The sequence below is a fragment of the Flavobacterium xueshanense genome, assembly GCF_900112975.1.
In the GTDB taxonomy this organism is placed as follows: Bacteria; Bacteroidota; Bacteroidia; order Flavobacteriales; family Flavobacteriaceae; genus Flavobacterium; species Flavobacterium xueshanense.
Map to the genome: position 1 here is coordinate 48790 of NZ_FONQ01000005.1, position 15543 is coordinate 64332.

A 15543-nucleotide genomic window follows, 5' to 3' on the forward strand; every position below is an offset into this window, starting at 1 on the left:
GTTATTGTATTTCTTTTGCTATAAATTCTTCGTAAAATCCTTTTAATTTATTACTTTCTTTAACTACTTCTCCAATGACAATAATCGCAGGGTTACTTAATTTATTTTCCGCCACAACTTGTTGGATAGTGTCAATCGTTCCAACTCCAATTTTCTCCTGACTGGTAGTTCCGTTTTGTATAATTGCAACGGGGGTTTCTCCTTTTGATTCTTTTTGGAATAATGACACAATTTGTGACAGTTTACTCATTCCCATTAAAATCACAACTGTTGCCGATGATTGCGCTGCTAAAGCCACATCATTTGACAATTTCCTGTCAGAAGTTGTACCCGTAATTACCCAAAAACTTTCCGAAACACCTCTTTTGGTCAACGAAATACCTTGATATGCAGGAACGGCAATCGACGATGAAATTCCAGGCACTACAAATGTAGGTATCCCAAAACTTTCTACAAAGTCTATTTCCTCACCGCCACGACCAAAAATAAATGGATCGCCACCTTTTAAACGAACCACATGTCCGTAGGTAAGCGCGTTATCTACAATCAATTGGTTGATTTGGTCTTGCGTGTATTCATGACAACCTTTACGTTTGCCTACAAATATTTTAATTGCTTTTTTAGGTGCATAACTTAAAATTTCTTCGTTTGCCAAGGCATCATACAAAACGACATTGGCCTCAGCCAGTGCCTTTGCACCTTTGATTGTCAACAGATCCGGATCACCTGGACCCGCACCCACTAGCGTAACTGTTGGTTGTATATTTTTAAGCATCGGCTAAATCTTTTGCTCTATATTTCTCTATTGTATCAAAAAACGCAACGCCTTGTTGGATGTATTTTTGTGCAAATTCTGCCGAAGGCTCATTCGATTTGATTTGATAAACCAAATCTTTGAAGCTTGAATCCAATTCTATTTTTTTGCTTTCGATAAAAATAGTATCAAATAAATCGATAATTCCAGCGTGGTGATTTGTTTTTTCGTTTTCAGCCAATAATATTGCTTTGGCACCATTTACAAAACCTGCGTACGCCAAGTAAATCGCATCCGCCCATTTTTTATCTTCGAAAGCTTCTTGTGCGAAAGTCATTTTATCTTTGGCTTCTAATATTAAAGTAGCCACCAAATCAATAACAACTCCGGCGCATTCTCCTACTCCAACTGCTTTTACGTAGTTATCAGCATTTCCCCAATCTACAAAATCAGCCTCTGTAAGGTTTGTTATATTAGCTAATGGTTTCAAAAATTCGTAGAAATATTTCTCCCCTTTGGCATTATAATAATTCAAAAACGATTGTCCGTTTCCGTTTGATTCAAAATCATTTAAAATATAACGCAACGCATCGGGTCCTCTTCTACTTGGAATTTTGATTACTTTATCCGAAAATCTTCCGTTTCCGTTTCCTAAATTTCCCCCACCTAATAAAACCTGAAGCGCTGGCGCAACTAGTTTTCCTGCATTAATGGACATTCCCTGAAAACCTATTTCGGACATATTATGCTGTCCGCAAGCATTCATACAACCGCTAATTTTTATGGCGATTTGTTGATTGTTGCTATATTGTGGGTATTCCGTTTTTAAGACTCTTTCTAATTCATCTGCAATACCAGTACTACTTGCGATACCTAAATTACAAGTATCAGTACCCGGACAAGCCGTGATGTCTCCGATAGTTTCATATCCTAAAGCAACAAAATCCAATTTGGATAATTCCTGGTAAAAGAACGCTAGATTTTCTTCTTTAATATTACGCAAAACGATGTTTTGTCGCAATGAAAAGCGCAATTCATTCGCTCCGTAATTTTTAATCAAATCGGCTAACAATTTTGCTTTATCTGTATAAAAATCTCCTAAAAGCACTTTAATACCAATAGCTACATATCCTGTTTGTTTTTGTACAATCACATTTGATTTTTTCCACGCTTCAAAAGCTTCAACGTCATCAATTGTTACTGCTGGCACTGCCAATAAAGGTTCTGTAATTGGACCTTCAAAAGCGGTAGTGTCAATTTCGTAAGAATGAAAAGGCAAGGCTTTTTTCTCTTCATCAACCAAACGTAAAAACTCCTCACGGCCCAAGTCTTTGATTAAGAATTTCATACGTGCTTTCAAACGTTTTGTTCTTTCTCCAAATCGGTCAAAAACCCTGATTATCCCTTCGGCAGTTGGAATAATTTGGTTCACCGGTACAAATTCCGAAAGCAATTCAGCATGACTTGGTTGAGAGCCTAAACCACCGGCAAACATTATTTTGAACCCTTTTTCGCCATTTACAATTTTTGGAATAAAACCTAAATCGTGCACATAACTCAAAGCAGTGTCTTTATCAGAAGATGAGAATGATATTTTGAATTTACGTCCCATTTCCTGACAAATTGGGTTACGCAATAAATACTGAAATACAGCATGTGCATAAGGAGACACATCAAAAGGCTCATCTACATCTACACCCGCTAATTCACTTGCTGTAATATTACGCACTGTGTTTCCACAAGCTTCTCTCAGCGTGATATCATTTTTGGCCAGCTCAGACCAAAGCTCAGGTGTCCTGTCTAAACTCACATAGTGAATCTGAATATCCTGACGGGTTGTAATGTGCAAACGCCCTGTCGAATATTTATCTGATACTTCAGTAATACGCTTCAATTGTTCGCTTGTCACTTTTCCGTATGGCAATTTAATACGAATCATTTGCACACCTTCTTGACGTTGACCATAAATACCACGTGCCAAACGAAGACTGCGAAAACGCTCATCGTCAATTTGTCCACTTCTGAAGGAATGAATTTTTTTTTCTAAATCGATAATCTCTCTTTGGACAATCGGATCTTCTATTTCAGTTCTAAAACTTTGCATATTTGTTATATTTTTAGCAACAGCCAAGTTTAGTTTATAAAACCAACTCCTGCAGTTGTATTGGTTGCGGCATCTATTAAAATAAAAGCACCGTTTGACTTGTTGTCGTTGTAAGCATCAAAATATATAGCTTTACTCAACTTAATATTCACTTCTCCTATTTCATTAATTGCTAACTGAGTTGCCGGAGTTGAACCCGAATAATCTGTTGCAATTACATTTTTAATACTTTCAATTTTTGCCAAAACTCGATTCGTGTTGTGCTGTATAAAATATTTTGTTCCTGGAACTAACTTTTTGCTGTCCATCCAACAAACAGTTGTTGTGATGTCTTTTTCAATTTTAGGAAGTTCATTCGATTTTACAATCATATCCCCTCTGGTTACATTGATATCGTTTTCCAGTTCCAAAGTAATAGAAGATCCTGCTGTCGCTTCATCAAATTGTTTGTCAAAAAAATGAATATTTGTTACTGTAGATTCGGTCAACGATGGAAGAACAGTTACCGCATCACCTACTTTAATATTGTCTCCATACAATTTTCCGGCGTATCCTCTAAAATCATGATACTCTTCCGTTTTTGGCCGAATTACTGTTTGAACAGGGAAACGCGCTTGTCCTTTTTCGTATACATCTTTTGGCTCTAAATTTTCTAAATGTTCCAAAACTGTTTGCCCATCATACCAAGGCATGTTTTCTGATTTGTTAACGACATTCCCTCCATTGATAGCACTCAACGGAATATAACTAACTGTTTGTTCTTTAAAAGTACTTTTTGCATTTAAAGCTTGAAAATCAGCTTTAATTTTATTGTATACTTCTTCAGAATAATCAACCAAATCCATTTTATTTACCGCAACAATCACTTCTTTTACTCGCAATAAATTATTGATAAAAAAGTGTCTGTAGGTTTGCTCAATAACGCCTTTACGGGCATCAATTAATATAATCGAAACCTGTGAAGTCGAAGCACCGGTAACCATATTACGCGTATATTCTACGTGACCCGGAGTATCGGCAATAATGTAACTTTTTTTGGCCGTCGAAAAATAAATATGCGCCACATCAATCGTGATCCCTTGTTCTCTCTCAGCAACCAAACCATCGGTAGCCAAAGAAAAATCTAAATAATCGTATCCTTTTTGCTTGCTGCTTTTTTCTATTGCTTCAATCTTATCTGTAGTCAAGGATTTTGTATCGTACAGTAATCGTCCGATTAAGGTACTCTTTCCGTCATCTACACTTCCTGCTGTTGCTATTTTTAAAACTTCCATATTACCGTTATATTTTCCCCACCCTGACCCTCCCCGAAGGGAAGGGAGACGAGTCTGGTATATTTTTATATATTACTATTTTACTTTTTATTCCATTTTTATCCTCCAAACACTTAACCATTGAATAATTTTATCAAACTATGGCTCCCTTCCCTTCGGGGAGGGCTGGGGTGGGGATTCTAAAAGTACCCTTGTTGTTTTCTTTTTTCCATTGCAGCTTCGGAACGTTTATCATCAATTCTGGCTCCTCTTTCAGAAATAGTTGAAGATCTAATTTCTCCAACTACTTCTTGAATCGTTGCGGCAAAAGAATCAACGGCTGCGGTACAACTCATATCTCCCACGGTTCTAAAACGAACAATTCTTTCTTCTATTTCTTCATCTTCTTCTTGGTAAACAAATGGAGAATGGGACCAGATCATACCGTCTCTCAAGAATACCTTACGTTTATGTGAAAAGTAAATCGATGGGATTTCGATTTCCTCTTCTTCGATATAACTCCAAACATCTAGCTCTGTCCAGTTCGAAATTGGGAACACACGTACGTTTTGACCGTTTTCAATTTTCCCATTCAAAATATCAAACAATTCCGGACGCTGGTTTTTTTCGTCCCATTGACCAAAATCATCACGAACAGAGAAAATACGTTCCTTAGCCCGTGCTTTTTCTTCATCACGACGCGCTCCACCAATACAAGCATCAAATTTAAATTCTTCGATAGCATCCAAAAGTGTAGTCGTTTGCAAACTATTTCTGCTCGAGTATTTTCCTGATTCTTCCACTACTTTACCTTCGTCAATAGCATCCTGCACATTACGAACAATTAATTCCAAACCTAATTCAGCAACTAGTTTATCTCTAAAAGCAATAGTTTCCGGAAAGTTATGTCCCGTATCTACATGCAACAATGGAAAAGGAATTTTTGCAGGAAAAAATGCTTTCTGCGCTAAACGTACCAATGTAATGGAATCTTTCCCTCCAGAAAAAAGTAAAACCGGCTTGTCAAATTGAGAAATAACTTCTCTAAATATGTATATCGCTTCGCTTTCTAAAGCGTTTGTTTTTAATATTGAACTCATCATTCTTTAATTATTTGGTTATTCGTTTATTTGGTTATTCGTTAGAACGATAAAACAAATAAACGGTTAAGCTATTGTTTTTGGTGCAAACCACACTCTTTATGACTGGATTCCCACCACCATCTGCCCGCTCGTATATCTTCATCAGGAGTAATTGCTCTGGTACATGGAGCGCATCCTATGCTTACAAATCCTTGTTTGTGCAATGCATTTTGTGGCACATTATTATCGTCTATATATTTTTGAACTTCTTCTAAATTCCATTTCAATAATGGATTGAATTTTATAATATCGAATTTTTCATCGTATTCAAAAAGGTCTAAATCATTTCTGTTTTCTGATTGTTCCGCACGTAAACCGGTAATCCAAATTTCATTTCCTTTTAATGCCTTAGTTAACGGAGCCACTTTTCGAATAAAACAACATTCTTTTCTATTCTCCACCGATTCGTAGAAACTGTTTGGACCTTTTTTATTTAACAAATTTTCTACCTTAGAAGCCTCCGGAAAATAAACCTTTATTTCCTTTTTATACTTTTTCAATGTTTTGTGAAAAACATCATACGTTTCTTGAAATAGTCTTCCTGTATCTAAAGTAAAAATAGTAATTGGTAAATCATTTTGACCAATTATAGCCGTAATCACTTGATCTTCCTGTCCAAAAGAAGTAGAAAAAACAACTTTATCTTTGAATTCATTAGCCAAAAAAGCAAGCGTCTCCTCGATGGATAAGCTTCTTGTTTTTTCTAATAAAGTATTGGTTATCGCTATGCTCATAATTTCGTTTCTCTTTACAATAATTTAGACAGTGTTTTTAAACTCAAAACAATAATTAAAACGCCTACTAAAATCATCATAGGCTTTCTCTTTATTTTATTAACTAAAATAGCGGCAATTGGCGCAGCAATAACGCCTCCTAAAATCAAACCTATAATAACCTGCCATCCTTGAATTCCTCCAAAAATCATGAACGTTATTCCACTCGCGAAAGAAACCGCAAATTCTGCTGCATTCACTGAACCTATAGTATATCTCGGATTTCTTCCGTTACCAAGTAAAGTTGACGTCACAATTGGTCCCCAACCGCCACCGCCCACTGAATCCATAAATCCTCCAAAAGAAGCCAGAATATTTAATCGCTTTGTTTTCTTTTTAATGATGTTTTTTTGCATTGCTTTTCGGATAATTATAATTGCCAACGCTATCATATACACCGCAATAAACGGCTTTATCGCATCACCGTCAATCACATCCGATAGTAAATAAGCACCTGCAATAGAGCCTAAAACACCTGGGATTAACAAATGTCTGACCAGTTTTTTATTAATATTTCCAAATCGATGATGAGAAATGGCAGAAGCTCCGGTTGTAAACATTTCAGCAACGTGAACCCCTGTACTGCTAATCGCTGGCGGAATTCCATACGCCAATAAAAAAGAAGTTGAAGTCGCCCCATACCCCATTCCTAAAGTTCCATCTACTAATTGTGCAAAAACACCGATGCAGAAAAAGATTAAAAATTCCTGATTAAATCCCGCTATAAAACCATCCCAAGAAAATTCTGCATAATGATTGTATACCAATGTAGAAATTAAGCCTACCAATAAAACAACCGGAATAATAACCCATAAGCGTTCTTTAAAAGTCGTTTCCGATTTTACATCAATATTAATGGCTTTCAACTCTTGGCTCATGCTTTTTTTATTCAACTGTTTTTAATATATAAATCTATTACCCCATCGGAGTAGTAGATTATTTTGCAAAAGTAAAACTTTTAACGTAACTACAAAATTTATTTTGTGATTATTCTTTAAAATGCAATGTCAGCCAAGGTGTTACTTTCTAAAATTTTCAGGGTGTTATCACGAACTTCGATCATTAGTTTTCGAACCGCACAAGTAGCTTCATCCGAACAGTCCACACAACGCTCATAAAAATTATGGCTGGCACAAGGAAGTAATGCAATTGGCCCTTCAAGAATTCTATACACATGAGCCATATTGATGTCTTTGGGATCTTTTATCAAATAATAGCCACCGCCTTTTCCTTTTTTGGCTCCTAAAAAACCTGAATGACGCAGTAACAATAAAATACTTTCTAAAAATTTGATCGAAATAGTCTCGCTCTTGGCTATCTCCGCAATTTGCACAGGAGAATTGTCTTTTTGGCGCGCCAAAAAAGTAAGTGCTTTTATTCCGTATTTTGTTTTTTTCGAAAGCATAATTGATTTTTAATTGTAATTTAACGATTACTGATTTTTGATTTCAAAGCAATCTGAAACCTACCGTTCTTATAACAACAAAAATATACTTTTTGAATGAAGAAAAATGAATGTAGGTTAACGATTATTGTTGAATTGAAAATCTGCTCCCATAACTTTGGGACAAAGATCGATAATCTACATTCAAAAATCTTTATGAAAGCGCCTGCTCCAAATCAGCAATTACATCTTTTACGGTTTCCAATCCTACTGAAACACGCACTAAACCATCGGTAATGCTAACTGCCAAACGTTCTTCAACAGACAATTTACTATGTGTCGTTGAGGCTGGATGCGTAACAATAGTTCTGGTATCTCCCAAATTGGGCGAAAGCGAACATAATTTAATTTTATCTAGAAAAGTTCTTCCTGCTTCTAACCCGCCTTTAATTTCAAAAGCTACAATGTTTCCGCCCAACTTCATTTGCTTTTGAGCAATTTCATATTGCGGATGCGATTTCAAGAATGGATATTTCACTTTATTAACCTGAGGATGATTTTCTAAAAACTCTGCTACTTTCATGGCATTTTCGCAATGTCTGTCCAATCGAATGGCTAATGTTTCTAAACTTTTAGATAATACCCATGCATTAAAAGGTGATAAAGCTGGACCCGTCAATCTCGAAAATAAGTAGATTTTCTGAATCAATTCGGTATCTCCCACAGTGATTCCGCCCAAAACTCGACCTTGACCGTCCATCAATTTGGTAGCAGAATGCACTACTAAGTGCGCGCCCCATTTAATTGGTTGTTGCAAATACGGTGTGGCAAAGCAGTTATCGATTATCAAAATTAAATTGTGTTTTTTAGCAATCGTTCCCAAAAGTTCTAAATCGATAATATCAACAGCCGGATTGGTAGGTGATTCAGCAAAAAGAATTTTTGTGTTTGGTGTGATGAAACTTTCAATCGTTTCCGGCTTATTAATATCAAAATAGGAGGTTTCAATATTCCATTTTGGAAAATAATTGATAAATAAAGAATGTGTCGCTCCAAAAACACTACTGGAAGAAACTATATGATCTCCAGATTTCAATAAAGCTGCCAAAGTTGAATACACTGCTGCCATTCCGGATGCGAAGGCAAAACCAGCGGAAGCACCTTCCATTTTACACACTTTATCAACAAATTCGTTTGTGTTTGGGTTGCTGTAACGGCTATAAATATTCCTGTCTTTCTCTTCGGCAAAAGAAGCACGCATATCTTCGGCATCCTCAAATACAAAACTAGAAGTTAAGTATAAAGGAACCGAGTGCTCTAAATATTGCGTTCTTTCTAATTGCGTGCGGATGGCTGAGGTTTCAAAACCAAAATTATCATTTTCCATAAATAAGCCCCCTAACCCCCGAAGGGGGAATTGTATTGGGGTCGATTTGTTTGTTACTAAATTTAATATTTATCCTACAGCTATTAGCTGCTAGTTCCCCCTTCGGGGGTTAGGGGGCTTCCATTCAAAACTACTTTGTAATGTATGGTTGCTGTTGGCTCTAATGTTTTAGAGACCGAACAGTATTTTTCAAAAGAAAGTTGCGCTGCTCTCGCTGCTTTTTCTTCGTTTATGGGCCCTTCCAAATAAAACACAATATGAATATCCTTAAATGGTTTTGCTTCTCCTACTTGTATGCGCTCTCCTTCGACCTCAGCTTTGAAAGAAGTGATTTCCTGACGCTGTTTTTTCAAAATCGATATCATATCAATGGCACTGCAACCCGCAACACCCATCAACAGTAATTCCATTGGACTTGCGCCCATATCGTCTCCGCCAAATTCTGGTCGGCTATCAACATTTACTAAGTGACCACGCTCGTTTTTTAATTCAAAGTGGTAATTGTCGTTTACTCTGTTTAATGTTATTTTCATATTATTCCCCTCCCCAACCCTCCCCGAAGGAAAGGAAGCCAAGACTGGAGGCAGTCCCTTTTTAATTAATTATATTTTTTTGAACGCGGACAAAACGGATTTCCTATCTCAAAAACGCGGATTTTTGTTTTTTATATCTGCAATCTTAAATCATTACCCTTTATCCGATAACCTCAAAATATCTCCAAAAACACCTCTGGCCGTTACTGCTGATCCGGCCCCTGCGCCTTGAATTACAATTGGTCGGTCGCCGTATGATTCGGTGTAAATTTCGAAGAAAGAATCAGAACCTTTCAATCCGCCTAAAGCAGTATCTGATGGCACAGAAACTAGTTTAACTTCCAGGTTCCCTTTGTCATTTTGCAAATCACCTGACAACTCGCCTATGTATCGCAGCACGTGATTTGGTTTTTGTTCTGCTTTTATTTTAGCATAAATTGGATCAAACTCTGTCAACTTATTCAAGAAATCAGAAACATCCCCTTCGCGTAAATGTTCTGGAATTAAATTTTGAATATCAATTTCTTCAAACTCATTTTGCAAGTCCAATTCTCTTGCCAAAATTAATAATTTCCGTCCTACATCATTCCCGCATAAATCTTCTCTTGGATCTGGCTCGGTATATCCGTTATCAATTGCTTCTTTCAATATTTCACTAAATGGAGCTTCTTTTGCAGAAAAATTATTGAACAAATAACTCAATGTTCCAGAGAAAACACCTTTAATCTTCGTGATATTTTCTCCCGAAAGGTGCAATAATTTAATCGTATCAATCAACGGTAATCCCGCTCCAACATTCGTTTCATAAAGATAACTTTTTTGATTATCCGCTAATACTTTTCGCAATTTTTTATAAAAACTATAACTTAAGGTATTAGCCACCTTATTAGAAGAAATCAAATCAAAACTGCTTTCTGCAAGTGGAATGTAATTTTCAACAAATGTGGCACTTGCCGTGTTATCAATCGCAATCAAATTCTCTAAATGATGCTCATTTGCGTAAGCGATTACATCATTGATAGTATAAGAAAAACCATTATTCTGGATTTCGTTCTTCCAGTTTGGAGTAACGCCGTTTTTATTTAGCAGTACATTTTTTGAATTCGCAATCGCAAAAACATTCAGTTTGATGTCTTTTCTTTTCTCGATAGTTGCAGCTGATTCCAATATTTGGTTAATCAAGGTTCCGCCAACTAATCCATGTCCGAAAATAGCGATATTGATTTTCTTAGCTACTCCAAAAATCTCTCCGTGAATAACGTTTAAAGCTTTGTTCAGTTGCGATTTTTTCACCACTAAACTCACATTTTTACCCGTAACGGTATTATTGAAAAGAATTGGGACAATTTTATTTTTTATCAACGCCGTATAAGGCTTGTGAAAAGTGCTCAGATCCTGGCCAATGATAGAAATTACCGAAACATCATCCGTCACCGTGATTTTATTTACATCTTTCGAATAGAAATCATTCTCGAATTCTTTCTCCAATTCAATCATAGCTTTAGTCGCTTTATCCGCAGCGACGACCAAACCAATTCCTCTTTCTGACGAACCTTGAGAAATGATACTTACGCTAATATCATTATCTCCCATTACTCTAAAAATACGGGCATCTACACCTGTTTTTCCTAACAAACCTCTTCCTTCTAAGTTTACTAATGACACATTCTCCAAGACTGAAAGCGTTTTAATGCCTTCCTTATTTGAATTTGAAGTAATTAAAGTTCCTTTGTTTTCGTGATTAAATGTATTCAAAATACGAAGTGGAATGTTTTTTTCCAATAAAGGAATGATGGTTTTGGCATGAAGAATGGTCGCACCAAAATTGGCTATTTCATTAGCTTCATTAAACGATAAATGATCAATTTTCTTTGCATCAACTACTAAATCAGGATTAGCGGTATAAATTCCGTTTACGTGCGTATAATTTTGTAATTCTTCTGCATTCAAATAATTCGCAATCAATGAAGCGGTATAATTACTGCCGTTTCTTCCTAAAGTGGTTGTATCATTATTGTTGTTAGAACCAATAAAACCTGTAATAATATTTACCGTTGTTCCGTTATTTTGCTTGAAATAATTGATGACATTTTTCTTTGAAATTTGTTCCAAAGGTTGTGCATTACCAAATTTAGAATCGGTTTTTATTAATTCTCTGGTATCTGCAAAACGAGCATTTATTCCATTTTCAAACAGAATAGCGGTCAGTAATTTTGCCGAAAGCAACTCTCCTTTTGACAAAATCTGATCTTTAATTTTATTGCTGTAATCGCCAATTAAACTTATGCCTTCGAATAGTTTTTCCAAGACATTGAATTCCTCAGACAAATCAACGCTTTGATATTCGTCTTGTTGGTATTTTTTGAAATCCTCAAAAAGCGGTTTATAATCTCCATTTTTAGATGCAATACTTAAAATTTCTACTAATTCATCCGTAGCATTTCCTCTTGCCGAAACCACAATAGCAATTTCTTCACCCTGATTTACTTTATCGGTTATTATTGCGACCACTTTATTTATTCCGTCGCCATTCGATAATGATTTACCTCCAAATTTTAATATTTTCATTGTGTTCTGTTTTTTGGCTTAGAATATATCCTGAAGCAAATTGTGTAATTGTTTGTATTCTATTAAAAAAGCATCGTGTCCGTGGATGGAAACAATTTCCTGATAGGTTACATTATTTTTATATTTTTTTAATTCCTCGTAAGTTGCTATATTTTCATTTGCAGTAAAAAACAAGTCAGAATTGATTCCGATGATGTGAATATCAGCTTCAATTTTTGAAGTTATTTCTTCGAATGAATCGCGGTTTCTAGTAATATCTATGGTCTTCAATAATTGGTTCATCATTTTATAAGACGAAATTTGAAAACGTTTCTGTAATTTTTCGCCGTGATGCAACAACCAGCTTTCTACATTAAAAATTGCCAATTCTTCATTAGTTGTTCGCTGAAATTTTGAAGCAAAAGATTCCGGTGTTCTATAACATAGCATAGCATGAGTTCGAGCATCTTCAATAGGTTTCGAAGAGTTGTTCAGAATTTGTTCCTGCAAAAAGCAATTGGCAATCAGCCAATCCGTCGATTTCCAATCGGTTGCAATAGGAATTAAATGTTGTGTGATTTTTGGTTCCAAAGCAACCATTTCCCACGCGATTCCACCGCCAACAGAACCGCCAATAACAGCATAGGTTTTTTTAATTTCAAGAAAATTAATGCCTTCAATAAAAATTCTGGCAATGTCTCTGGTAGTAAAGTCCAAATAATTTTCAATGATAGCATCATCAAAACCATTTCCGGGAACATTAAAAGCGAGTATAGTGTATTTTGTGGTATCTATAGTTTTATTTGCCCCAATTAAATCATTCCACCACCCCGTTGATCCCACAACTTGGGAATTTCCGGTCAATGCATGATTTACCAAAACGATTGGCGCAGTATGCAATTCTAGTCCAAAAACTTGAAAACTTAAGTTTAAGGCAGCATAAAAAACGCCACTTTCGGTGGTAAAATTTTGTAATGTAATGGATGTTGGTTTATTTTCCAATTGCAAATCTTTTATGATTTTTGACTTGTGTTTGGAAATATTAGAAAGAAAGCTAGGAGTTATCTAGACAAATTCTTAGTGTTATCTTTCCACGTTTGGCGTGGTAGAATGCAGCACCTTCTTCGATAAATCGAAGGGTTGCTAAGGCTTCATCGGGTCTAATCCCTCTGCCTTTCTTTATAACATTTCAATACGTTTGTGAACTTAAAGAAGCAAATTAACCACTATTTTTTGAAATAACCAAATTTTTGTACGCAATCGATTTTTTGTTTCATTTAAATAAAAACCTGATAACAATAAACATACAATTGTTATTTTGACGAAGTATCATAAAGCTAATTAGATTTTTTACTTCGCCAAAACAACAATTTTAAATACCTTTTTGAAGATCTCAAAACCGAAAATAAATTCGGATTTCTTAAATAAAAAGCGCTTCATTCTCTTGGGAATACATTAGAAAAAGTAATGAATTTGGCACTGTTTTTTGTGCCAAAGCATCGTTTTTTGAAATTTCGAATCTAGGATGAATCAGTTCATTTTTAAAATTGTTCTCTTTTTCCTTTTTTTTTCTAAAGTCAATACTTTTTAATACTTGAAATGTCTTTGTAAAATACTTAGTTGTGCTCATAATTTTTAGGTGTTAAATTTTTAAACTCATTTTTGATTTCATTGTAATTATTATTTTAAAATTTAAAAAAATTCAGAAAAAAAAAAACCCTTTTAGATACATATCCAAAAGGGTTTTAAGTTATAATACTAACTTATACTTTTGGAATCAACTGACGCAAATACGCATAATGGCCTTTGCAGTTATCACATTATTGACTGTTGAATTATTTGTATGCTGGAATTTTTGGTTATTCATGTATGCTACTATTTCTGTAAAATTATTAGGTTGTATTCAAAAAAAAAGCTTCCCGTTATTTGGGAAGCTTTTGCTATATAATTTAATTTAAAATTATGCAATAAGCGACCCTAAGGAATTGTCCTGCGCGACTTTAAACATAGTGTAAATATTAAATTTCATTTTTACTTTTTTAGAGAATCAAATTTGCAAATTATTTTTTAAATATGCAAATAAGTTTCAAAAAAAATAATAGCCGTAATGCTCCAGAAGTTATTTTTTACTTTAATTAAACCAAAAAAAGATTTATCAGCAAAAAAAAGTTAAGATTAATTTGCAATTCAAAATGGTTTCATACATTTGCACCCGAATACAAGAGGAAAAATTTGAACTGATTGCAACCTCTTCATAATGAAACAAATTCATTATGAATACTGATAATTTTTCAGTAGAAAAAATGCTAAAGCAGGAACTCTCCTTTAGTCCTTTTCAGCAATTATTTTTTCTCGCTTAATTTTAAAATAATAATTATTATGGCCTATTTATTTACGTCAGAATCTGTAAGCGAAGGACATCCAGACAAAATTGCAGATCAAATTTCAGACGCATTAATTGATAATTTCTTAGCATTTGATGCTGACTCAAAAGTAGCTTGCGAAACTTTAGTAACAACTGGTCAGGTAATTTTGGCTGGTGAAGTAAAATCAAACACCTATTTAGATGTACAACAAATCGCTCGCGATGTAATCAAGAAAATTGGTTACACCAAAAGCGAATATATGTTTGAAGCCAATTCTTGTGGAATCCTTTCTGCTATTCACGAACAATCTGCTGACATCAATCAAGGTGTTGACAGAGCAAATCCAGAAGAGCAAGGCGCTGGTGATCAAGGAATGATGTTTGGTTACGCTACTAATGAAACCGAAAATTACATGCCATTGGCACTTGATTTATCTCATAAATTATTGCAGGAATTAGCTGTTTTAAGACGTGAAAATAACGAAATTACGTATTTACGTCCTGATGCTAAATCTCAAGTAACGTTAGAATACAGCGATGACAACAAGCCAACTCGTATTGAAGCTATTGTAATCTCGACACAACATGATGATTTTGATGAAGAAGCAACAATGCTTGCAAAAATCAAAAAAGATATTATCGAAATATTGATTCCAAGGATCATTGCAAAAAATCCTGCACACGCGCATTTATTTAACGATGCAATTCAATACCATATCAACCCAACCGGGAAATTCGTAATTGGAGGGCCACACGGAGATACTGGACTTACAGGAAGAAAAATCATTGTGGATACTTACGGTGGAAAAGGGGCTCACGGTGGTGGTGCATTTTCTGGAAAAGATCCAAGTAAAGTAGATAGAAGTGCAGCTTATGCTACACGTCATATCGCTAAAAACTTAGTTGCAGCGGGTGTTGCTGACGAGATTTTAGTACAGGTTTCTTATGCCATTGGAGTTGCAAAACCAATGGGTATTTTTATCGATACGTATGGTACTTCAAAAGTGAATTTGACTAATGGAGAAATTGCCAAAAAAGTTGAAGCTATTTTTGACATGCGACCTTACTTTATTGAGCAACGTTTGAAATTAAGAAACCCTATCTACAGCGAAACTGCTGCTTACGGGCACATGGGGCGTACTCCAGAAACAGTTACTAAAACTTTCTCTGCTCCAGGTGGAAACGAAAAAACAGTTACCGTTGAATTGTTTACTTGGGAAAAATTAGATTTTGTTGACCAAGTGAAAACGGCTTTTGGATTGTAATCATCTAAAAATATTTATATCTAAAACCCGAAATCC

General features: G+C 35.2%; 13 protein-coding genes and 1 riboswitch. Of the genes, 1 reads left to right on the forward strand and 12 read right to left on the reverse strand.

Translation table 11 applies throughout. The features are described from left to right. Position 1 precedes the first annotated feature (1 nt). The 12 genes from cobA to BMZ76_RS06770 all read right to left on the reverse strand — a co-directional run bounded on the left by cobA (position 2) and on the right by BMZ76_RS06770 (position 13507). Positions 2-775, reverse strand: a complete 774-nt coding sequence (cobA, locus tag BMZ76_RS06720; protein ID WP_091204233.1) for a uroporphyrinogen-III C-methyltransferase — start codon at positions 773-775, stop codon at positions 2-4. Further along, a complete protein-coding gene (locus BMZ76_RS06725) occupies positions 768-2858 on the reverse strand; it encodes a HEPN domain-containing protein (protein WP_091204447.1) in 2091 nt (696 codons plus the stop codon). The genes cobA and BMZ76_RS06725 overlap by 8 nt, the downstream gene beginning before the upstream one ends. A 29-nt stretch (positions 2859-2887) precedes the next feature. After that, positions 2888-4132 carry a sulfate adenylyltransferase subunit 1 gene (locus BMZ76_RS06730; RefSeq protein ID WP_091204235.1) on the reverse strand — a complete coding sequence of 415 codons (1245 nt, stop codon included), beginning with the start codon at positions 4130-4132 and terminating at the stop codon, positions 2888-2890. A gap of 179 nt (positions 4133-4311) precedes the next feature. Next, positions 4312-5211, reverse strand: a complete 900-nt coding sequence (gene cysD / locus BMZ76_RS06735; protein ID WP_091204449.1) for a sulfate adenylyltransferase subunit CysD — start codon at positions 5209-5211, stop codon at positions 4312-4314. A gap of 71 nt (positions 5212-5282) precedes the next feature. After that, positions 5283-5987 carry a phosphoadenylyl-sulfate reductase gene (locus BMZ76_RS06740; protein ID WP_091204237.1) on the reverse strand — a complete coding sequence of 235 codons (705 nt, stop codon included), beginning with the start codon at positions 5985-5987 and terminating at the stop codon, positions 5283-5285. Positions 5988-6001: 14 nt separating this feature from the next. Then, on the reverse strand, positions 6002-6904 hold the full coding sequence (locus BMZ76_RS06745) for a sulfite exporter TauE/SafE family protein (RefSeq protein ID WP_091204239.1): 903 nt from the start codon (positions 6902-6904) through the stop codon (positions 6002-6004). Positions 6905-7020: 116 nt separating this feature from the next. Further along, complete coding sequence (locus BMZ76_RS06750; RefSeq protein ID WP_091204240.1) at positions 7021-7431, reverse strand: RrF2 family transcriptional regulator; 411 nt, start codon at positions 7429-7431, stop codon at positions 7021-7023. 193 nt (positions 7432-7624) lie between these two features. After that, the gene (locus BMZ76_RS06755; protein WP_091204241.1) at positions 7625-8797 is read right to left on the reverse strand and encodes a trans-sulfuration enzyme family protein; all 1173 of its coding nucleotides are present in this window, start codon (positions 8795-8797) and stop codon (positions 7625-7627) included. A gap of 83 nt (positions 8798-8880) precedes the next feature. Continuing rightward, complete coding sequence (locus tag BMZ76_RS06760; protein ID WP_091204242.1) at positions 8881-9330, reverse strand: OsmC family protein; 450 nt, start codon at positions 9328-9330, stop codon at positions 8881-8883. Between the two features lie 153 nt (positions 9331-9483). Beyond that, a complete protein-coding gene (gene thrA, locus BMZ76_RS06765) occupies positions 9484-11898 on the reverse strand; it encodes a bifunctional aspartate kinase/homoserine dehydrogenase I (protein ID WP_244281762.1) in 2415 nt (804 codons plus the stop codon). Positions 11899-11916: 18 nt separating this feature from the next. Next, on the reverse strand, positions 11917-12879 hold the full coding sequence (locus BMZ76_RS16105; RefSeq protein ID WP_317615057.1) for an alpha/beta fold hydrolase: 963 nt from the start codon (positions 12877-12879) through the stop codon (positions 11917-11919). Between the two features lie 78 nt (positions 12880-12957). Continuing rightward, positions 12958-13065, reverse strand: a riboswitch (SAM riboswitch). A gap of 232 nt (positions 13066-13297) precedes the next feature. Then, positions 13298-13507: a hypothetical protein gene (locus BMZ76_RS06770; RefSeq protein WP_091204243.1), complete on the reverse strand. Its 210-nt coding sequence runs from the start codon at positions 13505-13507 to the stop codon at positions 13298-13300. Positions 13508-14256: 749 nt separating this feature from the next. Between BMZ76_RS06770 and metK the strand changes: the two genes are divergently transcribed. Beyond that, positions 14257-15507: a methionine adenosyltransferase gene (metK, locus tag BMZ76_RS06775; RefSeq protein WP_091204244.1), complete on the forward strand. Its 1251-nt coding sequence runs from the start codon at positions 14257-14259 to the stop codon at positions 15505-15507. Positions 15508-15543: the final 36 nt, after the last annotated feature.

Excerpts from the sequence above, each read along its gene's own strand:
- BMZ76_RS06760 (WP_091204242.1), bottom strand. The coding sequence starts at position 9,330 with ATGAAAATAACATTAAACAGAGTAAACGACAATTACCACTTTGAATTA.
- metK (WP_091204244.1), top strand. The coding sequence starts at position 14,257 with ATGGCCTATTTATTTACGTCAGAATCTGTAAGCGAAGGACATCCAGAC.
- BMZ76_RS06750 (WP_091204240.1), bottom strand. The coding sequence starts at position 7,431 with ATGCTTTCGAAAAAAACAAAATACGGAATAAAAGCACTTACTTTTTTG.
- BMZ76_RS06725 (WP_091204447.1), bottom strand. The coding sequence starts at position 2,858 with ATGCAAAGTTTTAGAACTGAAATAGAAGATCCGATTGTCCAAAGAGAG.
- BMZ76_RS06745 (WP_091204239.1), bottom strand. The coding sequence starts at position 6,904 with ATGAGCCAAGAGTTGAAAGCCATTAATATTGATGTAAAATCGGAAACG.
- thrA (WP_244281762.1), bottom strand. The coding sequence starts at position 11,898 with ATGAAAATATTAAAATTTGGAGGTAAATCATTATCGAATGGCGACGGA.
- BMZ76_RS06740 (WP_091204237.1), bottom strand. The coding sequence starts at position 5,987 with ATGAGCATAGCGATAACCAATACTTTATTAGAAAAAACAAGAAGCTTA.
- BMZ76_RS06755 (WP_091204241.1), bottom strand. The coding sequence starts at position 8,797 with ATGGAAAATGATAATTTTGGTTTTGAAACCTCAGCCATCCGCACGCAA.
- cobA (WP_091204233.1), bottom strand. The coding sequence starts at position 775 with ATGCTTAAAAATATACAACCAACAGTTACGCTAGTGGGTGCGGGTCCA.
- BMZ76_RS06770 (WP_091204243.1), bottom strand. The coding sequence starts at position 13,507 with ATGAGCACAACTAAGTATTTTACAAAGACATTTCAAGTATTAAAAAGT.
- cysD (WP_091204449.1), bottom strand. The coding sequence starts at position 5,211 with ATGAGTTCAATATTAAAAACAAACGCTTTAGAAAGCGAAGCGATATAC.
- BMZ76_RS06730 (WP_091204235.1), bottom strand. The coding sequence starts at position 4,132 with ATGGAAGTTTTAAAAATAGCAACAGCAGGAAGTGTAGATGACGGAAAG.